This window comes from Clostridiaceae bacterium HFYG-1003 (assembly GCA_024579835.1).
GTDB lineage: Bacteria > Bacillota > Clostridia > Clostridiales > Clostridiaceae > JG1575.
In genome coordinates, this window is record CP102060.1 from 2,268,992 (window position 1) to 2,292,481 (window position 23,490).

General features: G+C 53.4%; 16 protein-coding genes, 1 tRNA gene, 3 rRNA genes and 2 riboswitches. Of the genes, 2 read left to right on the forward strand and 18 right to left on the reverse strand.

Features of this window, described 5'->3' with window-relative positions; genetic code table 11:
* Positions 1-25 precede the first annotated feature (25 nt).
* From NQU17_10235 to NQU17_10300, 14 genes are all read right to left on the reverse strand, one after another.
* Positions 26-736, reverse strand: a complete 711-nt coding sequence (locus tag NQU17_10235; protein UUM11039.1) for an ABC transporter ATP-binding protein — start codon at positions 734-736, stop codon at positions 26-28.
* Between the two features lie 405 nt (positions 737-1,141).
* A complete protein-coding gene (locus NQU17_10240; GenBank protein UUM11040.1) occupies positions 1,142-1,540 on the reverse strand; it encodes a DUF1622 domain-containing protein in 399 nt (132 codons plus the stop codon).
* Positions 1,541-1,699: 159 nt separating this feature from the next.
* Complete coding sequence (locus NQU17_10245; GenBank protein ID UUM11041.1) at positions 1,700-3,025, reverse strand: D-serine ammonia-lyase; 1,326 nt, start codon at positions 3,023-3,025, stop codon at positions 1,700-1,702.
* 225 nt (positions 3,026-3,250) lie between these two features.
* A complete protein-coding gene (thiC, locus tag NQU17_10250; GenBank protein UUM11042.1) occupies positions 3,251-4,555 on the reverse strand; it encodes a phosphomethylpyrimidine synthase ThiC in 1,305 nt (434 codons plus the stop codon).
* 26 nt (positions 4,556-4,581) lie between these two features.
* On the reverse strand, positions 4,582-5,379 hold the full coding sequence (gene thiD, locus NQU17_10255; protein UUM11043.1) for a bifunctional hydroxymethylpyrimidine kinase/phosphomethylpyrimidine kinase: 798 nt from the start codon (positions 5,377-5,379) through the stop codon (positions 4,582-4,584).
* A gap of 97 nt (positions 5,380-5,476) precedes the next feature.
* Positions 5,477-5,582, reverse strand: a riboswitch (TPP riboswitch).
* Complete coding sequence (locus NQU17_10260) at positions 5,548-5,715, reverse strand: hypothetical protein (GenBank protein ID UUM11044.1); 168 nt, start codon at positions 5,713-5,715, stop codon at positions 5,548-5,550. It overlaps the preceding riboswitch by 35 nt.
* 115 nt (positions 5,716-5,830) lie before the next feature.
* A tRNA-Asn gene (locus NQU17_10265) sits at positions 5,831-5,905 on the reverse strand.
* Positions 5,906-5,933: 28 nt separating this feature from the next.
* Positions 5,934-6,051: ribosomal RNA gene (rrf, locus tag NQU17_10270) — 5S ribosomal RNA — on the reverse strand.
* 75 nt (positions 6,052-6,126) lie between these two features.
* Positions 6,127-9,009 (reverse strand): 23S ribosomal RNA (locus NQU17_10275).
* 343 nt (positions 9,010-9,352) lie between these two features.
* A 16S ribosomal RNA gene (locus tag NQU17_10280) occupies positions 9,353-10,856 on the reverse strand.
* Together the 16S, 23S and 5S rRNA genes with 1 tRNA gene alongside form the textbook arrangement of a ribosomal RNA operon.
* 484 nt (positions 10,857-11,340) lie before the next feature.
* Positions 11,341-11,886 (reverse strand): GNAT family N-acetyltransferase, encoded by a 546-nt coding sequence (locus tag NQU17_10285; protein ID UUM11045.1) that lies wholly within the window; start codon positions 11,884-11,886, stop codon positions 11,341-11,343.
* A gap of 23 nt (positions 11,887-11,909) precedes the next feature.
* A complete protein-coding gene (locus tag NQU17_10290) occupies positions 11,910-15,077 on the reverse strand; it encodes an FtsX-like permease family protein (protein UUM11046.1) in 3,168 nt (1,055 codons plus the stop codon).
* Positions 15,074-16,273, reverse strand: coding sequence for a hypothetical protein (locus tag NQU17_10295; protein UUM11047.1), 1,200 nt, complete (start codon positions 16,271-16,273; stop codon positions 15,074-15,076). Before NQU17_10295 ends, NQU17_10290 begins: the two co-directional genes overlap by 4 nt.
* A complete protein-coding gene (locus NQU17_10300) occupies positions 16,266-16,958 on the reverse strand; it encodes an ABC transporter ATP-binding protein (GenBank protein UUM11048.1) in 693 nt (230 codons plus the stop codon). The genes NQU17_10295 and NQU17_10300 overlap by 8 nt, the downstream gene beginning before the upstream one ends.
* Before the next feature lie 454 nt (positions 16,959-17,412).
* Here NQU17_10300 and NQU17_10305 point away from each other — a divergent pair, with 454 nt between their 5' ends.
* Both NQU17_10305 and NQU17_10310 read left to right on the forward strand, forming a co-directional pair.
* On the forward strand, positions 17,413-17,856 hold the full coding sequence (locus NQU17_10305; GenBank protein ID UUM11049.1) for a hypothetical protein: 444 nt from the start codon (positions 17,413-17,415) through the stop codon (positions 17,854-17,856).
* Between the two features lie 319 nt (positions 17,857-18,175).
* Entirely contained in the window at positions 18,176-18,862 is a 687-nt protein-coding gene (locus tag NQU17_10310) for a HEAT repeat domain-containing protein (GenBank protein ID UUM11050.1), read from the forward strand.
* A 186-nt stretch (positions 18,863-19,048) separates the two neighbouring features.
* Here NQU17_10310 and ribE read toward each other — a convergent pair whose 3' ends face one another.
* The 4 genes from ribE to ribD form a co-directional block, all read right to left on the reverse strand.
* On the reverse strand, positions 19,049-19,519 hold the full coding sequence (ribE, locus tag NQU17_10315; GenBank protein ID UUM11051.1) for a 6,7-dimethyl-8-ribityllumazine synthase: 471 nt from the start codon (positions 19,517-19,519) through the stop codon (positions 19,049-19,051).
* 135 nt (positions 19,520-19,654) lie between these two features.
* A complete protein-coding gene (locus NQU17_10320) occupies positions 19,655-20,905 on the reverse strand; it encodes a bifunctional 3,4-dihydroxy-2-butanone-4-phosphate synthase/GTP cyclohydrolase II (protein ID UUM11052.1) in 1,251 nt (416 codons plus the stop codon).
* Positions 20,906-21,254: 349 nt separating this feature from the next.
* Complete coding sequence (locus NQU17_10325; GenBank protein UUM11053.1) at positions 21,255-21,935, reverse strand: riboflavin synthase; 681 nt, start codon at positions 21,933-21,935, stop codon at positions 21,255-21,257.
* Complete coding sequence (gene ribD / locus NQU17_10330) at positions 21,908-23,050, reverse strand: bifunctional diaminohydroxyphosphoribosylaminopyrimidine deaminase/5-amino-6-(5-phosphoribosylamino)uracil reductase RibD (GenBank protein ID UUM13499.1); 1,143 nt, start codon at positions 23,048-23,050, stop codon at positions 21,908-21,910. Before ribD ends, NQU17_10325 begins: the two co-directional genes overlap by 28 nt.
* A 161-nt stretch (positions 23,051-23,211) precedes the next feature.
* Positions 23,212-23,325: riboswitch (FMN riboswitch) on the reverse strand.
* Between the last annotated feature and the right edge of the window lie 165 nt (positions 23,326-23,490).

Genomic DNA, 23,490 nt, shown 5'->3' on the forward strand with positions numbered 1-23,490 from the left:
CTTTTACCGTAAAAATTAAGTATCGTTAAGGTATTTCATTCTTAGCGGAGTTTTTCACTTGAGCCTGATTCAGCAGCCCCATCAGTTCCTGGCCGTCCATTCCGGAGGGAATCCGTTCCAGACGGCAGTTTGTCAGATGATACAGCGCATCGCACATCTTCAGTTCATCCATCTCATGGGATGAGATTACCACCGTGCCGCCCTTGTCCAGGTAGCGCCTGAGGTAATCCCGGATCTCCTGTTTGGTCACCAGATCCAGGGAAGCAGCCGGTTCATCCATCAGCAAAATCGGTGCGTCGTGCGCCAGGGCACAGGCAATGGACAGACGTTTTTTCATGCCGCCGGAAAGATTCCGAACCTTTTCCCGAAGCACAGCCTCCAGTCCCAGTTCGTGCACAAAACCGGTTTTCAGCGCGTCTTCCAGGCTGTTGAGTGAATCGGCATACCACAGCTTCAGGTTATCCCGTACCGACAGTTCCTCAATCAGCGGATTGTCCTGTGGTACAAAGGCAGCATATCGGGCCAAATCCGCCCGGCTCTTCATCAGCTGCCGGTTGTAACGGATCTCTCCGGCATCCGGAGCCAACGCTCCGGAAAGAATCGACAGCAACGTTGATTTCCCGCTGCCATTGGTTCCGACCAGACCGATGCACTGACCGCGCGCCACCGACAGATCCAGCTGATCCAGCACCAGCTTCTTGCCAAATCCTTTCCGGATTCCTTTGAGTTCGATCATGGCCTCCCCTCCTTCGCTCAATATGAAAATTATAACAAAAAACCCTTAAAAAGCGATTAAACCGGAAGCTGTCGGATATGATTCAGACTGACCAAGGCTTATCAATGCTGTTCAAGACTTATCAATGCTGTTCAAGACTTATCAATGCTGTTCAAGACTTATCAATGCTGTTCAAGACTTATCAATGCTGTTCAAGACTTATCAATGCTGATTCATGGTAATCCTGTCTGATCCAGGCTGATCCAGACTCCTCCGGCATAGTCACGAATAAAAGACAGACAGCTCCGAAGGAACTGCCTGGGGTTGGACTGAGTAGAGACTAAGGATAGACTGCGCCGGGCGGCGGCATGATCCTCCGGGAGGTGATATTCTCTGTATCTGCTCCGTTTATATTTGTTTGGTCGGTTAGTTGTGTTCGCGCAGGTGCTCCAGCTTTTCCCGTTCCTGCTGGATGCGGATTTGATGGATCTGCTTCTTTTTGTCTTCATGGGTTGATTTAATTTCCCAGTGAATGACAAAGGTCAGAATAACTCGGATCAGTACGATGGCACCCAGAATCATGAGTTCATCCAGGGTTCGCACTGTAATAGTCTTGAGGATCTCCGCGCCCATCTTGAACTCCAGAGCCAGAGCCAGGGACTGAGCAAGGGTCAGCTTGGTATCTTCGTTGCCGAAGTTAAATCTGGAACGGATCAGATCCCAGATCGCCTTGATGCTTCCGAAGGCAATCAGCATAACGCCGGTAAATTCCAGAAGGAAGATTAGAACGGTGATGATCTCACTAAGAAAATGATGAAAATCCAATAACATTTCCTCCTAATTAATTGCATGCAATATTTATCCTATCATATTCCGGCCGGGAGTGATAGACAATCACCCGCCGTTTGGGGTGCTTCCAAAGGGATCGAACCTCGGTCCGATCCGGTCCGATTCGATCCGCTCCGGCTTGGTCGTTTGCACTCTCTAATCCAGCGGTCGAGCCAGGTAGGAGGCCCGAACTTCCTCGGGCACCAGGTTTCCTCCGGTGGCCCAGGCCACATGGGTGCTCTGCTCCAGGAAGGGAGTCAGCCCCTGATCCGCCAGATACCGGCGGCCGGCCTCATAATCGAGCAGACGCGCCGGTCCTTCAAAGGCAGCACCGGCACTTGGTTCGATGAAGATCGCTTCACTGCGCCACAGCGCCTGAATATAGCGGTAGAGTTTCTCGTCGGTCAGGGTAAAGATGCCGCTGAGGCATTCCTTCATGACCTCGCCGACAAAGCCGGAAGGACGGCCGACCGCCAGGCCATCGGCTTCAGTGCGTCCCGTCAGACCGATGTCCTGAACCGAAATCTTCTGATTCAGGCCGGTTGCCATGCCGACCAGCATACAAGGGGATTCCACCGGTTCCACGAAGAAGCAGTGGACCGCCGAACCATAGACCGTCCGCAGGCCATAGGCAATTCCGCCGGGCGCTCCGCCGACCCCGCAGGGCAGGTAGACAAACAAGGGATGGGAGTCATCCACCACCACCTGCCGCTCTTCCAGCTGGCGGGCAATGCGTCGGGCTGCCACGGCATAGCCGTAAAAGAGCGTCCGGGAATTTTCATCATCGACAAAGTAGCTCATGGGATCCTGTTCTGACAGCTTGCGCCCCTGGGCCACGGCTTTCTCATAGTCCCCAGCATATTCTTTCACCGTAGCGCCGTGCTGGCGCAAAAGGTCCTTCTTCCACTGGCGGGCATCGGCCGACATATGGACCGTCACGCGGTATCCCAGGCGGGCACTGATGATGCCGATGCTCAGTCCCAGATTTCCCGTGGATCCGACATGAACGGCATACCGCGAAAAGAACTCCCTGGCGGTGTCATTGGCCAGTACCTCATAGGAATCTCCGGGAGACAGCAGACCATGCTCCAGGGCAAGGTCCTCCGAATGCTTCAGGATTTCATAGATTCCGCCCCTTGCCTTGATGGAGCCGGCAATGGCCAGATGGCTGTCCTCTTTGAGCCAGAGCCGGCCGGGCACTTCCAGTCCAAAATCATTCCGCAGGGCTTGCTGCATGTCCGGGATCTCAACCAGCGGGGATTCGATGAGTCCGCCGGTGGCATTCGTTTCCGGAAAAACTCTGCGGATATAGGGGGCAAATCGCTCCAGCCTGGCCTGAGCATCGTCAATGTCAGCCACCGACAGTCCGGCAACGCCAAAGTCCGGCTCTTTGCGGTACCCCGGATTGATCCAGAGAACCTCCTCCCGGTTTTTCATCCGATCCAGAACCGGATCCTGAATCGATTCCTTCCACTCCGTCATCTCATCGCTTCCTTTCCTGCTTGTTTATTCCCTTTCATTCTAATGCTTTCACGCGCTGGATGCCACTGTTTCAGTAGGATCCGTCCGGTGTACTTCTCTGTATAAAAGACAACCGGACCGAGCGGCCTGGTTGCCGTCGGTCCGGTTGTCTTTGCTGCATTTACGGTGTCTGCTGCGCTTACAGTGTCTGCTGCCTTTGGCGGATCAGGGAATCCGTTTCCCGGCTTACAGGATATCGATCTCCTCGCCGTTCAGGGCTTTGTTCATGCTGCGCACGGCGCAGAACTTGCCGCACATGGTGCAGGTATCCTCATGTTCCGGCTTGCGCTCTTCCCGAATCCGGCGCGCCGTATCGGGATCCATGGCCAGTTCCCACTGCTCATCCCAGTCGAATTTAACCCGGGCATCCGCCATGCGGTCATCCAAAAGTCTGGCACCGCGCACGCCTTTGGCGATATCCGCAGCGTGAGCCGCGATGCGGGAGGCTATGATGCCCTGTTTGACGTCTTCCAGGTTTGGCAGGGCCAGGTGTTCCGCCGGGGTGACATAACACAGGAACGCCGCGCCGCTGGCGGCAGCGATGGCACCGCCGATGGCGCCGGTGATGTGGTCATAGCCGGGAGCGATATCCGTGACCAGAGGCCCCAGGACATAGAACGGCGCCCCTTTGCACAGCGTGGACTGAATCTTCATGTTCGCTTCGATCTGATCCATCGGCATATGGCCGGGTCCTTCCACGATGACCTGAACATCGCGATCCCAGGCCCGCTGGGTCAATTCTGCCAGGCGCACCAGCTCATCAATCTGGCTGATATCGCTGGCGTCAGCCAGACAGCCCGGACGGCAGGCATCGCCCAGAGAAATCGTGACGTCGTGTTCCCGACAGATTTCCAGGATCTCATCATAGTATTCGTAGAATGGATTCTCCTGTCCGGTCATGGACATCCAGGCAAAGATCAGCGATCCGCCGCGGGAAACCAGGTTCATTTTCCGCCGCTGCTGCTTAACCTGTTCGAGGGTTTTGCGGTTCAGTCCGCAGTGCAGCGTGACAAAATCCACGCCGTCCTCGGCATGAAGGCGGATGACGTCAATAAAATCCCTGGCCGTCAGGTGCTTCAGGTCGCGCTTGTGATGAATGACGGCATCATACACCGGTACGGTTCCGATCATGGCCGGGCACTCGTCCACCAGCTTGCGCCGGAACGGCTGCGTATCGCCATGGGTGGACAGATCCATAATGGCATGGCCGCCCAGGCGCACGGCCTCCATGACTTTCTGCAGCTCCTCATCCAGACTGTGCACATCTTTGGACACCCCCAGATTGACATTCACCTTGGTGGTCAGCATAGATCCGATTCCATTGGGATCCAGACACTCATGCCGGTGGTTGGCACAGATAACCACTTTGCCGCTGGCTACCAGCGGCAGCAGTTCTTCCACGCTCATGCGTTCCTTCTCGGCCACCTTGCGCAGCTGCGGAGTCACAATCCCCTTGCGTGCCGCTTCCATTTGTGTTGAATATTCTCTCATGTATAATCTCCCCCTTAATCAATTTCTTACAGTATCATTCGTTGTTCCAGATTCCAGCCGTGATGCAGCGGACCCGAACCATGTCCCAGATCGAGCCCCGCTTCCAGGGCACCGATGATAAAATGCTTGCCCAGAGCGATCGCTCCCGGCAGGTCACAGCCCAGGGCCAGTCCGGACGCGATGGCGCTGGACAGCGTGCAGCCCGTGCCGTGGGTATTCGGATTGCTGATCTGATCCCCGTGGAACCAGGTCAGGCGATGCCCGTCGTACAGTACGTCATTGGCTGTGCTGACGCTGTGCCCGCCCTTGACCAGAACCGGTGTGCCAAAGCATTCATAGATCCGTTTTGCCGCTTCCGCCATATCGCCTTCCGAGCCGATGGCCTGCTCCGCCAGCAGCGAAGCTTCCCAGCGGTTGGGCGTCACCAGGCAGGCCAGCGGAAACAGTTCCTGCGTCAGCGCTGCCTGAGCACTGGCCTCCAGCAAACGCGACCCGCTGGTGGAAACCATCACCGGATCCAGCACAATATTCTGTGCCTGGAACTGCTTTAAGACTCCGCCAATTTCCAGGATCAGCTCCCGGGAAGACACCATGCCAATTTTGACCGCATGGGGCACAATATCAGTAAACACCGCTTCTAGCTGCAGCTTCAGGAACTTCCCCGGAACCTCATGAATCCCGGTCACGCCCATGGTATTCTGTGCGGTCAGGGCTGTGATCGCGCTCATGCCATACACGCCCAGTGCCGTCATAGTCTTCAGATCCGCCTGGATCCCCGCCCCACCGCTGGGATCACTGCCTGCGATCGTCAACGCCCGTCTCATTGGACACCTCCTCTAATTCAGTGTGAACTGCCGGGACTGATTCCGCTAAAAACGCAAAAAAACCGCCGATAACCCAAAGCTGGTCCATCGACAGTCCATGACTGTATTCAAGTCTCCCTCCGTTGGCATTATCCAAATCAGGTTACGGGTCTAAGCCTACGCTTACTCTCAGCCTGATCCAACAAGCTCCCCGGCACTATTCACTTCTGTTCTACTCTTCCTACTATACGGGATCAATCTTTCAATTGCAACCGGTTCACCCTCAGCGTCAACCCGATCACCTGTCTGCTGAGAAATTTCTTCACAATAAATCCAGGAATCCAACGATTCATCCATTTAAATACCTCATGCCTGTTATGAAATAATCACTTTGGCTCCAGTGCTTGCAACGAATTGACAATTCAAAAAAAAAAAAAAAAATAAAGAGCCCGCACATCGTGCAGACTCTCATTGGCTCCGCGAAGAGGGCTCGAACCTCCAACCTATCGGTTAACAGCCGAGTGCTCCACCATTGAGCTATCGCGGAATATTGCATTTCCAAATTGGAAATGCGAAACCGGCGTCAACCTACTTTTCCACACAGCTTCCCGTGCAGTATCATCAGCACCATAAGGCTTAACCATCGTGTTCGGGATGGGAACGGGTGTAGCCCTTACAGTCATAAACACCGGATTGGTTTGAGGTTTTATTGTTCCCTCAAGACTGCATATAGTTCTTCAAACGTAATTCATCATTTTTAACTTGTTTAAGATCAAGCCCTCGATCGATTAGTATGAGTCAGCTGCATGCATTGCTGCACTTACACCCCTCACCTATCTACCTTGTGTTCTTCAAGGGATCTTACTGGATTACTCCATGGGAAATCTTGTCTCAGGGTGGGCTTCACGCTTAGATGCTTTCAGCGTTTATCCCGTCCCAATATAGCTACCCAGCCATGCCGCTGGCGCGACAACTGGTACACCAGTGATTGGTCCAACCCGGTCCTCTCGTACTAAGGTCAGCTCCCTTCAAATTTCCTACGCCCGCGACGGATAGGGACCGAACTGTCTCACGACGTTCTGAACCCAGCTCGCGTGCCACTTTAATGGGCGAACAGCCCAACCCTTGGGACCTACTTCAGCCCCAGGATGTGACGAGCCGACATCGAGGTGCCAAACCTCCCCGTCGATGTGAACTCTTGGGGGAGATCAGCCTGTTATCCCCGAGGTAGCTTTTATCCGTTGAGCGATGGCCCTCCCACGAGGTACCACCGGATCACTAAGCCCGACTTTCGTCCCTGCTCCACTTGTAGGTGTCGCAGTCAGGCTCCCTTCTGCCTTTACACTCTATGGACGATTTCCGACCGTCCTGAGGGAACCTTTGGGCGCCTCCGTTACTTTTTAGGAGGCGACCGCCCCAGTCAAACTGCCCACCTAGCAATGTCCCGTGACCCGTTTCCTGGTCTCCGGTTAGAATCCCAATATCTACAGGGTGGTATCCCAACGGTGACTCCCCATGACCTGACGACCATGGTTCTTCGTCTCCCACCTATCCTGTACAGTAAATATCGAAACTCAATGCTAAGCTACAGTAAAGCTCTACGGGGTCTTTCCGTCCAATCGCGGGTAGCCAGCATCTTCACTGGCACTACAATTTCGCCGGATTTGTTGTTGAGACAGTGCCCAAGTCATTACGCCATTCGTGCGGGTCAGAACTTACCTGACAAGGAATTTCGCTACCTTAGGACCGTTATAGTTACGGCCGCCGTTTACTGGGGCTTAAGTTCATACCTTCGCTTGCGCTAAGCATTCCCCTTAACCTTCCAGCACCGGGCAGGCGTCAGCCCCTATACTTCAGCTTGCGCTTTTGCAGAGACCTGTGTTTTTGTTAAACAGTTGCTTGGGCCATTTCACTGCGGCCATGTCGCCATGGCACCCCTTCTCGCGAACTTACGGGGTTAATTTGCCGAGTTCCTTAACAACAATTCTTCCGATGGTCTTAGGATTCTCTCCTCATCTACCTGTGTCGGTTTGCGGTACGGGCAGCATGTCGCTCCTTAGAGGCTTTTCTTGGCAGCGTGAACTCGGGTATTTTCGTATCTCAGAATATGCCAGAAGGGATTTGCCTCCTCTGACTCCCTCGAATACTTCGACAGGCTCTTCCAACCGCCTGTTACCCTATCCTCCTGCGTCACCCCATCGTGTTAACGCTTCATGCCGGTATCTGAATATCAACAGATTGTCCATCACCTACGCTTCTCAGCCTCGGCTTAGGCCCCGACTAACCCTGAGCGGACGAACCTTCCTCAGGAAACCTTAGATTTTCGACCTGCGGGATTCTCACCCGCATCTCGCTACTTATGCCAACATTCTCACTTCTTAACAGTCCACAGCTCCTTTCGGTACTGCTTCGCCCCGTTAAGAACGCTCCTCTACCGCGTATATTAAAATATACACCCGTAGCTTCGGTGATAGGTTTTAGCCCCGGACATCTTCGGCGCAGGATCTCTCGACTAGTGAGCTATTACGCACTCTTTTAATGAGTGGCTGCTTCTAAGCCAACATCCTAGTTGTCTTAGAAATCCCACATCCTTTTCCACTTAACCTATACTTGGGGACCTTAGCTGACGATCTGGGCTTTTTCCCTTTTGACAATGGCACTTATCTGTCACTGTCTGACTGCCGGATTAAAGTCTTTGGCATTCGGAGTTTGATAAGGTTCGGTAAGCGATATGCCCCCTAGCCCATTCAGTGCTCTACCTCCATGACTCATCATCCAACGCTAGCCCTAAAGCTATTTCGAGGAGAACCAGCTATCTCCGAGTTCGATTGGAATTTCTCCGCTATCCACAGCTCATCCCATGGTTTTTCAACACCAATGTGGTTCGGTCCTCCACGAGATTTTACTCTCGCTTCAACCTGTCCATGGATAGGTCACCCGGTTTCGGGTCTGCAACATGCAACTAGACGCCCTGTTAAGACTCGGTTTCCCTTCGGCTGCGCACCTGAAGTGCTTAACCTTGCTGCATATCACAACTCGTTGGCTCGTTCTACAAAAAGCACGTCATCACACGCTTATGGTGCTCTGACCGGTTGTAGGCACACGGTTTCAGATTCTATTTCACTCCCCTTCCGGGGTTCTTTTCACCTTTCCCTCACGGTACTGCTTCACTATCGGTCATCAGGTAGTATTTAGCCTTGGGAGGTGGTCCTCCCTGCTTCCCACCGGGTTTCACGTGTCCGGTGGTACTCTGGATCACTCTCGGTCCGTCTTCCCTTTTCGCCTACAGGTCTGTCACCTTCTATGGCGCTGTTTCCCAACAGCTTCGGCTAAGGGGCCTCTTCCCTTTCTTGAGTGTCCGCAACCCCAGAGAGCAAGCTCCCTGGTTTGGGCTCTTTCCTTTTCGCTCGCCGCTACTAAGAAAATCGATGTTTCTTTCTCTTCCTCCGGGTACTTAGATGTTTCAGTTCTCCGGGTGTGTCTTCCTATAGAGTATGGATTCCTCTATGGATGCCTTTCGGCGGGTTGCCCCATTCGGTGATCTCAGGATCACTGGCTATGTGCGCCTACCCTGAGCTTATCGCAGCTTATCGCGACCTTCTTCGACTCCTGATGCCAAGGCATTCACCATGCGCCCTTTATAGCTTGATCTTTTTTCAAGTTAATTTTTGGCTCAAGGTTGGAGCTTTCGCTCCCCTTGACGTTTTTGAATTGTTGTCAATAACTTTTCAGTTAATGACTAACTTCTCAACGAAATTGTTTTTTCTACAATTTTGCTTTACGTTTTAAGAATATATGCAGTTTTCAAAGAACAATTGAGAAGAAAAAAATGCCCCACCTTCAAGAAGTCATTCTCATTAGCTGGTGTTGCAGCTGTTCTCTCAAGATTAAACAGAATACTTGGATGTACAAATCAGTAATCCTTTTATGGGAGATATCCGTGAAATGGATATCCTTTTATCTCATCCATGTTGCCATGGCTGTGACTCCCTAGAAAGGAGGTGATCCAGCCGCAGGTTCTCCTACGGCTACCTTGTTACGACTTCACCCCAATCGCTGACCCTACCTTCGGCCGCTGGCTCTATAAATAGTTACCTCACGGACTTCGGGTATTGCCAACTCTCATGGTGTGACGGGCGGTGTGTACAAGGCCCGGGAACGTATTCACCGCGACATGCTGATTCGCGATTACTAGCAACTCCGACTTCATGCAGGCGAGTTGCAGCCTGCAATCTGAACTGGGGCAGGTTTTATGAGATTTGCTCCTCCTCGCGGGATCGCGTCTCTTTGTACCTGCCATTGTAGCACGTGTGTAGCCCTAGACGTAAGGGGCATGATGATTTGACATCATCCCCACCTTCCTCCCGGTTAACCCGGGCAGTCTTGCCAGAGTGCTCAACTGAATGGTAGCAACTGACAATAGGGGTTGCGCTCGTTGCGGGACTTAACCCAACATCTCACGACACGAGCTGACGACAACCATGCACCACCTGTCTTCCTGCCCCGAAGGGCTTCCCCGATTAAGGGTAATTCAGGAGATGTCAAGTCTAGGTAAGGTTCTTCGCGTTGCCTCGAATTAAACCACATGCTCCGCTGCTTGTGCGGGCCCCCGTCAATTCCTTTGAGTTTTAATCTTGCGACCGTACTCCCCAGGCGGGGTACTTACTGTGTTTACGACGGCACAGGGGGAGTTGATACCCCCTACACCTAGTACCCATCGTTTACGGCGTGGACTACCAGGGTATCTAATCCTGTTTGCTCCCCACGCTTTCATGCCTCAGTGTCAGTTACAGTCCAGAAAGCCGCCTTCGCCACTGGTGTTCTTCCTAATATCTACGCATTTCACCGCTACACTAGGAATTCCGCTTTCCTCTCCTGCACTCAAGTAACCCAGTTTGGAATGCAGTTCCCGGGTTGAGCCCGGGGATTTCACATCCCACTTAAGTTTCCACCTACGCATCCTTTACGCCCAGTAAATCCGGACAACGCTCGCCACCTACGTATTACCGCGGCTGCTGGCACGTAGTTAGCCGTGGCTTGTTTTTTGGGTACCGTCATTATCGTCCCCAATCAAAGAACTTTACGACCCGAAGGCCTTCATCATTCACGCGGCGTTGCTGCATCAGGGTTTCCCCCATTGTGCAATATTCCCCACTGCTGCCTCCCGTAGGAGTCTGGACCGTGTCTCAGTTCCAATGTGGCCGATCACCCTCTCAGGTCGGCTACGCATCGTCGCCTTGGTGAGCCGTTACCTCTCCAACTAGCTAATGCGCCGCGGGCCCATCTCAAAGCGGATTTCTCCTTTGATACGCTCATAATGCTAAATGCGTATATTATGCGGTATTAATCTTCCTTTCGGAAGGCTATTCCCCTCTCTGAGGCAGGTTACCCACGTGTTACTCACCCGTCCGCCGCTAGGTGTATACACCTCGCTCGACTTGCATGTGTTAGGCACGCCGCCAGCGTTCGTCCTGAGCCAGGATCAAACTCTCATGTTAAAAAGTTTGAACTAGCTTTTAGTCGATTTTTTAGTCTTGTCTGACTACTCAAAATGAATTGCTGGTTTGTTTTACCTTGTATTCTGTTTAATTTTCAAAGAACAGTTTGTTTTGTTTCGTTTCGTTGCCGCTTTAGGCGACTTCTATATCTTACCAAGCCCACCGTTGAGTGTCAACACCTTTTTCAAAGTTTTTTTCAGGGCCTTAATCGCTTCCCTGCCTTGCCACTCCCCGTTTCTATCCATAAAAAAGGGCCGAAGCTAAATATAACAGCTCCGGCCCTGAAAATCAAATGTTTTTTTGCCTTTTTTCCATTCTTTTTGAACCCAGCCGGCTCTCCCCTGCAACGCTTCATCTTATACCTGAAATCTCCTGAGGGTCAGGCTCATTGTCTTCATTGTCTTCACTGGCTTCAAGGACCCCAGTAACTTCGCTGACTCCGCTGGATTCGCTGGCTTCGCTGACTTCGCTGACTTCAACGATTTCACCCCCCACCCTCATGCCGGCCAGGCGGTATCCTCTGCCCCTGGGAGAATCCGCTTTCCCCGGGCCATCGAATCATGACCACCGCTGCCTCCGTCGGATTCTGATAATAGCGGGGAATCTGCTCGGTTTCCAGAAAACCCCGGATCCGAAACATCTCCTGAACATGCCGATTCGACAATCTGGTTTCAGCCCTTAAACAATCAATTCCCTGCGCTTCGAGAAGCGCCAGCATGTCATCCAGCAGCCGGCCGCCGATTCCCTGGGAACGATGGTCCGGATCCACTGCCAGGCTGGAGATATGCCCATAGCGGTGAACCTGATCTGTAGCGCAGGCGATATAGCCAATCAGCTGCTTGATGTGCTCACCAGTCGGATCCTGGAAGTCTCGAGGCTCAATTTCGGCCACCAGGTAAAAACTGCTGGGCCGGGCCAGATCCTCCAGAAAGACGTTTCTGGACCAGGCCTCCCCTGGAAAACAGGCTTTCTCCAGGGACAGAATCCCTTCCAGATCCCGAAGCCCGCCCCGCCGGATCAGATCATTCATCAATGGTCCCTCCCTGTGCCAGATTAAAGCTGGCGAATGTTGTGGATGGGGTGATTGCGCAGAACTCGCCGCAGCGGCAGATAGTAAATGAAAGTTCCGATTACCAGGAATCCGGTGGTTACCAGCAGGTGATCCAGCCAGGGATAGAGCCATAGCTCTCCCCGCAGCAGCCCGACAAAGTGGGACCTGACCAGCTCCCACGGATTGCTTTGCACCAGTCGGACAACCAGTACCAGGAGGAAAACGGTGTGAGATAATGCCACAGCTTTCAGACTGTATGTCATCCCGGTTCGCAGGTAAGCTCGTTTCAGTTTCCTGGAATTGACCCCCAGAGACTGCAGGGTACCGATGGTCAGCCGTTCCGCTTCAATCCGGGCCTTGCTGATGTTGAGCTGAATCTGCAGAGCCACCAGTCCGATGATAAACGCTACGATCAGCACCATCACGCTGATCCGAAGGGCAGCGTTGAATCGGCTGATTTTGTCGGCATAAAGATTCTGAACGCGGCCGCCGTATCGATGAGCCACCTGCTGGATTTTGAGATAGGACTCATCGCTGTGATTCTGACCGGTCCAGATTGAAGTCCGCTGGGTTCCATACAGAGTGGGCACCAGGGTCTGATTGGGCGGCGTGGCCGCCAGCAGTTCAATGTTGCGATTGCTCTGCGTCATCTGGCGGATCAGCGACTGGCTGCCCAGAACCACCGGATGCTCGCGATCCTGGCTGAAGGGCCAGATGCCAAACTCCGGGAAACTGGTCAGCAGTTCCGCTACCTGCAGATCAAACTGCGAGGGCGGCAGAACATTTCGCATTGTTTCCGTGTTTTCTTCCGACTGAAAAGTCAATCGGACTCTGGCAGGGACACTTCCCTGCCACTGCTCCATCACCGGAGAATCCCTGAAATCAAAGGACAGGCGAGCCCCGCCGGTCTGCTCCAAAACAGCTCCCGCCAGAGCTTCCGGCCGGACACCGTTCAGTTCGTCGACCTTTGCTGCAGCGGCTTTCCCCCGCTCCAAAAAGTAGGATGGATACAGAATCACCACCGACCGGCCGCTTTGAAAATCATCGGCCTCCAGCCGGTTTCCGGTTCTCTCGTTGAGGGTCTCATACAGTGCCGTTCCCGGCTGAATTCCGTAGACATTGACCTTGCGCTGGCCCTCGGTAAAGAAGGTGGGGTACTGCTCCGTATCGGCCAAAGTTACAAACAGCTCCCCCTTGCGGCTGAGCGGAGTCAGACTGGCCGTCAGGCCATAGAGGGGATCCTTCCCGTCTCCCTGAACCGACAGCTGTCCGCTGCTGCGGCCGATCAGATGCTGCAGTTCTGTCACCGCTCCCGTCGCCTTCAGGTCCCGATCAAACTGTGTCAGGTCACGGGAACTGAGAGCATAGGGGAAGGTCAGATCATAATCCGGCATGCTCACCGCGACGACTTGATCACGGTATTTGGCGAACGCCAGAAAAGACAGAAGCAGACTAAGGATTGTCAGCGTAAAGATCACGGTATAGATGATCTGGGTCATGGCGGACTGGCGCCGGGTAAACCGGCGATGATGGGCCAGAACCTGGTTCAGGTTGCGCAGGGGACGTACCCGTGCTCCCAGAATCCGGCGGACGGATGCTCCGCGTCGGGCGCGGCCCGCCTCGGTTTTTCCCGTCAGGGGGATGGACCGGACTTTGCGCAGCGGCCCGAGAACACCCAGCATCACGGCCACCAGGCCGCTCAGGATACTGAGAGCCAGGATTCCCGGCTGAATGGTGAACTGGTAGCGCGGCGTTCGATCAAGAATACCGCGGGAGGCCAGGTTCGCCAGACCGATGCCCAGGCCCAGCGCCAGGGGCAGCGTCAGCCCCGTCAGAAGAAGCAGTTCCCAGATCAGCAGCTGCCGGATCTGGCCAATGGTGGCACCCACCGAGCGAAGCAGCCCCAGCTTGCGCAGACGCTTGCCCAGTTGACTCAGGTAAAGCTGGAAAACCCCGAAAAGCGTAATGAAAAAGATGAATACCAGAATGGATAACGCCAGAATTCCATCGGTGGAGTCTCCCGGCGGATACGCCAGGGTATTGGCGACCACCTTACCGTCGCTTCCTGCCGGGAGCTTCGCTCCCTCGGCCAGCCGTACGTAGTGGTTCACCGGTACCGCGTAGTTCGGATCCTTTGCCACCTCCGTCTGAAGCAGCCCCCGCTCAATGAATTTCTCCGAAGCCGCCTGGGTCACCAGTGCGGTCGGCAGCTGAGTCGACGGCCCCTGCCAGGCCGTGCTGATCGTGGCATAGACCCCGGTAAGTTTCAGGGTACGCCGAATAATATAGGATTTCTTATAGGATAATGACAGACTTCCCGAAAATTCCGGTTTTGCGGCGTCGGGCCGGGTAAGCTGTGCCAGCAGGTAGTCATTGTAGAGGCTGAGCCGCTCCAGCTTTTGAGTCGGACTGAGATCTTCCTGGTTCGCCAGCAAAGAGAGGTCGACCCAATAGTCAAAATTCAACAGCTCCTCATTGGGAATCAACAGCGTATCCTCGAAGTGATCCAATCCCCGGCGGCGTTCCCGGTTGCCCGGCTGTATGTTCATCAACTTGGGAAGATCCCGCTTCATCAGCTCTGCCATTTCCGCACTGCCCCATGTCTTGCCATACATGTCAGCCATCAGCTGCCGGAATGCTGGATCCGTCCCGGCGAGGAAATGCTCCATCGCCTTCTCCTGCATCAGTTCCCGCGTCTGCTCCGGCGTTCGATCCGTTTCCAGATCATACAGGAACACCTCGGTATCCGCGATCAGCTCATCCCCGATCTTGGGTATTTGCTCAAAGTAACTCAGCTGATTGTTTTCCAGGGCGACTTCATCGGCTTCCGAGGGCAGTCTGCCCTCAATAAGGGATAGCCCCGCCAACTGACGAAATCCTTCGTCAAAAGATGCCAGCGTCCCGAAATTCGGGGAGTGTCCGATGATCCGGTTGGTGCCCCGCACTGCGGCCGGAATTTCAGATAATGGGTCCTCCGCTTGCGCGACACCATAGGCAGCATACTCCCAGGTTCCGTACAGCCGCTGGCGCTGAATTGCCTTAGCCGTCTCGCTGTTGGTGTAAAACGTGGAGGTCAGGATGGAAAAGACAAAGGACAGAAACAGGACGGACAGGAGCATGAATGAATCTTTTTTACGGCCAAGCAGGCCTTTCCAGGCAATCTGAATCATGGTTTCCTCCAATCAAAATCCGGCTTCAGCTGAACATCCATTGAAAGAGCCGAACTCATAAAACTGTTGGCCGCTTCCGCCCGCACCATGGCCCGGATCTGGTCAACCTCCGCCTGGGCATAGCCCCAGGTCTGTGCCAGCTGCTCCGCCCCGGCCTGATCAATCCGTTCCCAGGTGTTCTTGATCGGCTTTGACCAATCCGGATCCGATGACTTCTTTGTCAGTATAAAATGGGTGATCACAGACTGCCATTCCGACTTGCCCGCCATTCGAACCTCACCCTGATCCTCCGTCGGGGCAGTCAGGGCCTGCTCGAACACCAGCTGATGGGACAGATCGCCCTCCTGATATTCCAGCCATCTGGTGGAATGGCCAATGATCATTCCCGGTTCGTCATAGGGCAGCTCCAGGCGAGGAGCCTGCGGCTGTTCCACCGGATCCGGAATTTCCTGTTCCGGTCGGAACTCATACAGCAGCACCTGCATCAGACCTTTTAACTGAGTTGCCTGAGAGTCATTAAGCAGCGCATAGCTGAATCGTTCCTGCCGCGGATTTTCATAATGGATCAAATTGTCTTCATCCAGGATCAGGCTGCCCAGAGGCACTCCCTCCGCGCTGGTCAGATTCACATCAAACAACGCCTGACGAACCTTGGTATCTTTGGGTTCGCGCAGCAGGGTCAGCATCCGCAGATCCTGAAACAGCCGTTCCGGGGGGCCTTTGCGCTCCTGGCGGACAACATGGGTAAAGGACATGCCGGGCCGGTCTCCGAACAGCCCGCTCACCTGAATCGAGCACCCCTCCGCGTCCTGGGGAAACAGCTCCGCGGGAAGCTGATCTTCCCCGGTGCGAGTTCCGTGAACCACCTGAACCGCGTTGACGGCACCGGCAAACCCCTTGAGCGAATTTTCAATGGTGGACTGAAGCTGCCCCAGGTCGCTGAATGATTCGACGATGACGGTTTCTCCGTCCAGCCGGGTTCGGAAAACCTGACGGGAGGAACGCAGTCCTTCAATCCTCCGCATGACCTGATCGGGCGCCAGCGTTTCGCTTGACTGCTTCGACCGTTCCAGCCGCGCCAGCTTCAGTTGTTCCAGCCGCCGTCCGTCATTGGGATCCAGGGTCTGGATGTAAGTGCAGCCGGTGAAGAGCACCCCGCACAGCAAAATACCTGTCAGCCGAAGTGTTCTATTCATTGCCGGCCTCCGGCAGAGGCGACGGGTCGACGCGGCCGTCACGGATCCGGATGATGCGATCCGCCCTGCGGGCAATGGACAAATCATGAGTGACGATGATGGTGGTCTGATTCAGTTCCCGGTTGAGTCGCCCCAGAAGCTCCATGACATCATTGCCTGTTTTTTCATCCAGGTTACCGGTGGGTTCATCGGCCAGAATAATGGCTGGTTTGGTAATCAAAGCCCGGGCAATGGCTACCCGCTGAACCTGTCCGCCGGAGAGCTCATCCGGGTAATACTTCAATTTCCCGCGGATATCCAGCAAATCCACAATGCGTGAAAAATGATCGGGATCGGCAGTCTGGCCATCCAGAATCAACGGCATCAGAATATTGTCACTGACCGTATACTCCGGCAGCAGATTAAACGACTGAAACACAAAGCCAACCTGCCGCCGGCGCAGGTGAGACAGCTCCTCATCCGATTTGTCCTCGATCGACTCTCCCGCAATAAACACGGTTCCCTCACTGGGCCGGTCCAGCGCTCCCAGCAGATGGAGCAGGGTTGATTTCCCTGAACCGGATTTGCCGATGATCGAGACCATCTCCCCTTCCTCAATGGCCAGATCCACTCCCTTCAGAGCCTCCACCGCCAAATCGCCTTTGCCGTATGTTTTTTTCAGACCTTCTGTTTTTACGATTGCCATCTTCCTCTTCCCCCTTGTCTCAGGTCTGACTGCTCAGGCACAAACCATAAGTCAGACCGGATTTTCCGCCCGCAGATCCGGTCATTCGACCGCAGGCAAATATTGTAACATTATAACTATCTATACGAAATGAATCTGAAAACGATATTAAAAAGCCGTGAACACGCCACTGCCTGACCAGGCGTTCAAACAAGAACGCTTATCCGGGAAGATGAAAACAGAGGCTGGCCCAATCAGAATTGAAATTTTCAATCACAAAAATGTTTAATGATCTTCTGATAATCGGTTCATGATGACAAAATAATCATTCGCACCCAGTCCCCCGGAACAATACGGTATGATAGACTCAAACGACTGAAGGAGGTGCCACGATGAACAATAAGAAGCTTCTCTTCTTTTTGGGTCTGCTGACCGGTTTTATTCTGTCTCATCTCTTCCGCAGCTTCTGATCCTTATGACCGCCAACTCTACGACAAATCGCGTACCAGGAAATCATTCAAAGTCACCGGAAGGAAAGAAATTATGCCGTTTGCAGCCAGTTCAGGAAAAGAGGAAAATCATTATGGATAAAGCCTATAAAGTTGAGATCATCAAATCATTTTTCGAGAAAAAATATCACGACAGAATCTTCTATGAACTGGCCAGCAGGAAAAAGCGAAAACACGGAATTGGCAGACTGTCGCATCAGTTCGAAACGCTCTTAGACAAACGGTTCATGCGTGAGGTTAAAAAAACAAGCCCCGAAGAAATACTGGATCTGTTAAGGAAAGCAGGCGTCGACGAACTTTGCTATGTGATTTCCTTCCATCAGGATGCAGATGGAAAATGTATGCCGCTGGAGGAAGGAATCCATTCCGTGTTTTATGCTGGAATGCCTTCCTTGGTCATCTGCAATTGAAAGCTGGCTTATTATGAAGGGGAACAATGCTATGGCCCTCCGCCACGGTACTTACTAATAAATGATTTGTTTTCTGCCAAAAACCAACCATCTTAGATTGTCCTGGTGATTTACTCTGATCTGCATGCCTGATTCCTGTGAAAGAAAATCACGGATGCCATTGCGGCCGTGCGATTCATTCACTGCTTCAACATCCTTTTTGCTGCTTCAACATCCTATTTGCTGTTTCAACCGTTCACAATGGCGGCATCGGCAATCGGAGGGATTCAACTATAAAGTGGCGCGGTCACCAGCCGACTGATCACGGAGGTAAAATGAAATGATTTCAAATCAGAAAAATGAAATGACTTCAAACGAGAAAAATGATTTCTTAGATCATCTGGAACAGCAGCCAGCACTTGGAGCGAACGATTTTGCACGGCTCCGTATTCTGGCCAAAGACTCCGATTCGTACATCCGGGGCAGACTTCCTTTCGTTTTGATGAATGCAGTCACTGAAGAATCATTGTCCCTGTTGATGACTCTGGCTGCCGATCCGGATCCTCTGGTTCGTACGGAAGCCTATGACTCGATGTCCGAGTTCCCCTTTCAGCAGGCGGTTGATCTCCTGTATGAAGCCGCAACAAAGGACCCGGATAGTCTGGCCAGATCCTATGCCATTATCTCCTGGGCTGAATTGACCCGGTGGCTGAATCAGCTAACAGCCGACATAATTGAATGTGCTGACAACCAAAAAAACTGTGAAAAAAGCAAACGCTGCCTTCTAAGCTGGATCTACGCCCTTTCACTCTTTAAAAGTCACGGCATTACAGAACTGTTGACGTTCCTGAAAGACAAGGAGGATCACCTGAGAAGGACAGCTCTGTCTTATCTAAGCGATCTGCTCGATGAAAGTAACTGTGAAGAAATAGGACAAGGTGTCAGGGCTCTCCTGGAAGAAGAAACAGTCCTTCCCGTTCGTACCCAAGGTGAAAAATTACTTCAATCCATACAGCAGCTCCGATAAACCGGGGCTTGCGATGGCAGATACCATGAATCCCAGACTCAAAAAAAAAGAAAAAACCGAATGCTCCCGGAGAAAGCGCGCTTTGCACAGCACGGTCTCTCCGGGAGCATTTCTGTTAAACAATGAGGTACCGTCCGATGAGGGCAATGCTGATCCGGTTTGTACCACTATTTACCTGTTTATGCCTTAGTTTGTCTGAAACGACTGAATGAGATTGACCATCTCGATGGCAGAAACGGCAGCATCAAAGCCTTTGTTGCCTGCCTTGGTTCCGGCGCGCTCAATCGCCTGTTCCAAATTGTCCGTAGTCAGAACCCCAAACATAACCGGGATCTGGCTTTCCAAAGAAACAGCAGCGATGCCCTTGGCTACTTCAGCAGATACATGGTCAAAGTGCGGAGTAGCGCCCCGAATCACGGCTCCCAGGCAGATGACCGCATCGTACCGGCCGGATTCCGCCATATGTTTTGCCATTAACGGGATCTCATAGGCTCCCGGAACCCAGAGCATCTCGATATCATCCTCTGCCGCCCCGTGCCGGCGCAGTGCATCCAGCGCTCCCTCAAGCAGCTTCCCGCCGATAAACTCATTAAACCGGGCTGTCACGATGCCAAATGTAAAACCCTGTGCCGTCAGTTTTCCTTCAAATACTTTCATCATAATCCTCCGTTGCCTTAATCCGGCTAATTTTTTCTATTCCAATGATCGATCTGACTCGATTGGGCTTGCTGCCCAAATGCTGGGTTCAAGTCACCTCAGTTCTTCCTGGTTCTGAACCTGCGGGCTGATCAGCTACACCGCGTTCTGTGGCTGAGTCTGGCCTTCAGCCGGATTTACGCCTTCTTCCAGGTGGAGCAAATGTCCCATCTTCTGCTGCTTGGTCAGCAGGTAATTGAGATTGCGCTCATTGTGATTCATTTCGATGGGTTCACGGCTGTCGATGGTCAGACCAAACCCGGACAGGCCGGCAATTTTCTTCGGGTTGTTGGTAAGCAGGCGGATGCGGCGCACGCCGAGCTCCCGCAGAATCTGAGCCCCGATCCCATAGTCGCGCAAATCTTCCGGAAAGCCCAATGCCAGGTTGGCTTCCACCGTATCCATGCCCCAATCCTGCAGCTCATAAGCCCGGATCTTGTTGAGCAGGCCAATGCCCCGCCCTTCCTGGCGCATATAGAGCAGGACACCTCGTCCCTCCTGCTCGATGCGCTTCATTGCATTGGCCAGCTGATCGCCGCAATCGCAGCGCAGCGAGCCAAACGCATCACCGGTCAGACATTCCGAGTGCACTCGAACCAGAACAGGTTCCTCTCCGGCGACATCGCCCTTAATCAGGGCTACATGATGCTCTCCGCTTGTCCGGTCCAAAAAGCCTGCCATTCTGAATTCACCGTGTTTTGTCGGAAGATTCGCCTCACTGACCTTTTCAACCATCACTTCATGGTCCCGGCGGTAGGCAATCAGATCCGCAATGGTAATGATCATCAGCCCATGCTTCTCCACGAACTCCATCAGCTGGGGCACCCGCGCCATGGTTCCGTCCTCATTCATGATCTCACAGATCACACCGGCTGAGCTCAAGCCGGCCATCCTGGCCAGGTCTACGGCGGCTTCGGTATGTCCGGCACGGGTCAGCACCCCGCCTGCTTTCGCCCGCAGGGGAAACATGTGACCCGGCTGTTTGAAGTCCTCCGGTTTCGCATTCGAATCCAGCAGCCGCGCCACCGTCAACGCCCGCTCCCCGGCCGAAATCCCCGTTGTTGTTTCCATGGCATCCACCGAGACCGAAAAAGCAGTCTGATGAGAGTCTGTATTCACATTGACCATGGTTGGAATTCCCAGCTCCAGCAGTCGCTCCTCCGTCATGGGCATGCAGATTAGTCCTCGGCCATGCTGCGCCATGAAATTGATCGCCTGTGGCGTCACTTTCTCCGCAGCCATTAATAAATCGCCCTCATTCTCCCGATCCTCGTCATCCACCGCAACGATAATCCGTCCGTTTCTGAGTTCTTCCAATGCTTCTTCAATCGTGTTGAATCGCTTCATATTTTCTCCCCCTCGTTTGTTTCAGGCTGTCAGCCTGCTCTATCATAAAATTGTTTCAGGATCTGCCGATCCATTCATCTTTCGTTGAATCATCCATATCTGTCTGTTTGGGTTAAGGCATTTCAGGATCACCGTTTGGGATCCTATTAAGTCTCTATCAACTGCTCGACCGCTTCTGCATTCGATTAGAATCTCTTTTCGAATCTCTTCTCGAATCTCTTCTCTATCTCTTTTATTTCTCTTTTCGATTCTTTCTGCAAAGAGATCACGTGTTACGGTCCGATCGGTAACAACTATCTTTTGGATTCAATCTGTGAGTGAAATCATCAGTAATTCTGGTGGCCGGCAGTTACAGGAATCCGTGAGCCGCCAGAAATCCGGTATTCAGCTCTCTGGATTGAACAGGTTCTGGTTCTGGTCCCGATCCGGCTGCCGTGGATCCAGGCCCCGACAGCAACCGTTCCACGTATTTGGCGATCAGGTCGCATTCCAGGTTGACGGCCGACCCGACCTGCTTGTTAGCCAGAGCTGTATACTGCCAGGTGTGTGGAATAACCGAGACCTCAATGGAATCCTGGTTCATGGCCGATAAGGTCAGACTGATCCCATCCAGTGCCACGGAGCCCTTCGGGGTGAAATACCGCATCAAATGAAGCGGTGCACTGACCGTTATCCGGACTGCAATGTCATCGCGTTCCAGCTTTGTAATGCGGCCTGTTCCGTCAATGTGTCCCGAGACGAGATGTCCGCCCAGCCGCTGACTCAGCGTCAGAGCACGTTCCAGATTAACCGGATCGCCCGGCGTCAGATCCCCCAGGGTCGTCGCGGTCATGGTCTGGGGCATGACATCACAGGTAAAGCCACGGGCGTCAAACCGGGTCACAGTCAGGCACACTCCGTTCGTGGCAATGCTGTCCCCAGGCTGCAGGCCTTCCAGAACACGGGCAGCAGCAATCGTTACCTGGATCGACCGGGCGGTCCTGGTAATCGTGCGCAAAGCGCCTACTTCCTCGATGATTCCTGTAAACAATTGGCTGCACCTCCCTTTGCATGGGTTCTTTTCTCCGGCTGATTGACCTGGGCTTTGATCAGAAGATCTTCTCCCAGTTGACGCACTTCCTGGTAGGACAGCGCAACTGCCTGATCAAGCCGGGCAATTCCGATTCCGCCCACCGGGGTGCGAGCCGTCCGCCCCCCCAGGATTTTTGGCGCAATGATGGTTTGAACCTCATCGACGATGCCTGAATGCAAAGCCGATGCCGCAAGTTCACCGCCCCCCTCCAGCAGGATGCTGTCGATGCCCCGGCTGCCCAGCACACGCATCAGTTCCTGCAGATCCACCCCATTCTCCGCCTCCGGCAGGACTGTCACCTGACAGCCCTGCGCTTGGAGCTGGCGCAGCTTTTCCGGCGGGGCTGCCGCCGTCGTCGCCAGAATCGGCGATACGCCGGTTGGACCGTGCAGAACCTTTGTCTGAAGCGGAATCCGAGCCGTCGAATCGACAATGATCGGTATGGGATGTACACCTTCCCGTCCTTCCCGCCGCGTTGTCAGTGACGGATCATCGGCCAGAACCGTCCCGATTCCAACCATAATGGCGGTATACTGATGCCTCAGCTCGTGGACATAAGCTCTGGCTGACGCTCCTGAAATCCAGCGGGATTCCCCCGTCACTGTTGCGATCTTGCCATCCAGGGTCATGGCCGTCTTCAGGAGAACATAAGGAACACCCTGGGCAATATGCTTGATGAACGGACGGTTCAATGCCCTGGCTTCATTCTCCAGAACCCCGCAGCAGACATCTATACCGGCTTTTTCAAGACACTTGATGCCCCGGCCGGATACCTTGGGATTGGGATCCTCCATGGCGATCACCACTCGACGGATCCCGCTTCGGATCACCAATTCGGTACAGGGTGGTGTCTTGCCTTGATGATTGCATGGCTCCAATGTGACATAAAGCTCTGCTCCCGCCACCGACTCTGTGGCAGAGTTGATGGCATTCACTTCCGCATGGGGTCCGCCATACTGCTGATGCGCCCCCTCACCGATGATTCGGCCGTTCCGTACCAGGACAGCCCCCACCAGAGGATTGGGACTAGTATAGCCGATTCCCTGACGGGCCAGCTCCAAAGCGCGCCGCATGAACCGGTCTTCACCGGACTGGATTCCTTGTTCCCGCTGAATATCCACTCTGATTCTCCTTTCTCTCAGTGTCGGACCATATCAAAAAGACCCTGAGATAAGCTCAGGGCCATAAAAACGAATATGAGGAGACCTCCGACCAAAAAATCGGAACATCATTCAATCATCTTCTTCCATCCAGACTTTACTGTCGGCTTCGGAGTTACACCGAATCAACCTTACGGTTCGCGGGCTGTACCGCCGGTAGGGAATTGCACCCTGCCCTGAAGACTCATTTAATTCTGTTCCTACAATACCGTCAGCAGCGCACGCTGTCAATATCATCCGGATGATAAACCGATCAATCCACACGGGGGTTAATTTTTCGATTGATAAAAATTTACCGTTGCATTCAGAAAAAGACCATGGTGGTAGCGTCTGCCTGCTCCGATTATTTCAAT

What these genes read in the sequence shown, in the direction of transcription:
- thiD (UUM11043.1), bottom strand. Translation starts at nt 5,379, where the DNA reads ATGAGACGGGCGTTGACGATCGCAGGCAGTGATCCCAGCGGTGGGGCG.
- NQU17_10320 (UUM11052.1), bottom strand. Translation starts at nt 20,905, where the DNA reads ATGAAGCGATTCAACACGATTGAAGAAGCATTGGAAGAACTCAGAAAC.
- NQU17_10300 (UUM11048.1), bottom strand. Translation starts at nt 16,958, where the DNA reads ATGGCAATCGTAAAAACAGAAGGTCTGAAAAAAACATACGGCAAAGGC.
- thiC (UUM11042.1), bottom strand. Translation starts at nt 4,555, where the DNA reads ATGAGAGAATATTCAACACAAATGGAAGCGGCACGCAAGGGGATTGTG.
- NQU17_10290 (UUM11046.1), bottom strand. Translation starts at nt 15,077, where the DNA reads ATGATTCAGATTGCCTGGAAAGGCCTGCTTGGCCGTAAAAAAGATTCA.
- NQU17_10305 (UUM11049.1), top strand. Translation starts at nt 17,413, where the DNA reads ATGACCGCCAACTCTACGACAAATCGCGTACCAGGAAATCATTCAAAG.
- NQU17_10310 (UUM11050.1), top strand. Translation starts at nt 18,176, where the DNA reads ATGATTTCAAATCAGAAAAATGAAATGACTTCAAACGAGAAAAATGAT.
- NQU17_10235 (UUM11039.1), bottom strand. Translation starts at nt 736, where the DNA reads ATGATCGAACTCAAAGGAATCCGGAAAGGATTTGGCAAGAAGCTGGTG.
- NQU17_10295 (UUM11047.1), bottom strand. Translation starts at nt 16,273, where the DNA reads ATGAATAGAACACTTCGGCTGACAGGTATTTTGCTGTGCGGGGTGCTC.
- NQU17_10260 (UUM11044.1), bottom strand. Translation starts at nt 5,715, where the DNA reads ATGGATGAATCGTTGGATTCCTGGATTTATTGTGAAGAAATTTCTCAG.
- NQU17_10285 (UUM11045.1), bottom strand. Translation starts at nt 11,886, where the DNA reads ATGAATGATCTGATCCGGCGGGGCGGGCTTCGGGATCTGGAAGGGATT.
- ribD (UUM13499.1), bottom strand. Translation starts at nt 23,050, where the DNA reads ATGCGGCGCGCTTTGGAGCTGGCCCGTCAGGGAATCGGCTATACTAGT.
- NQU17_10245 (UUM11041.1), bottom strand. Translation starts at nt 3,025, where the DNA reads ATGACGGAGTGGAAGGAATCGATTCAGGATCCGGTTCTGGATCGGATG.
- ribE (UUM11051.1), bottom strand. Translation starts at nt 19,519, where the DNA reads ATGAAAGTATTTGAAGGAAAACTGACGGCACAGGGTTTTACATTTGGC.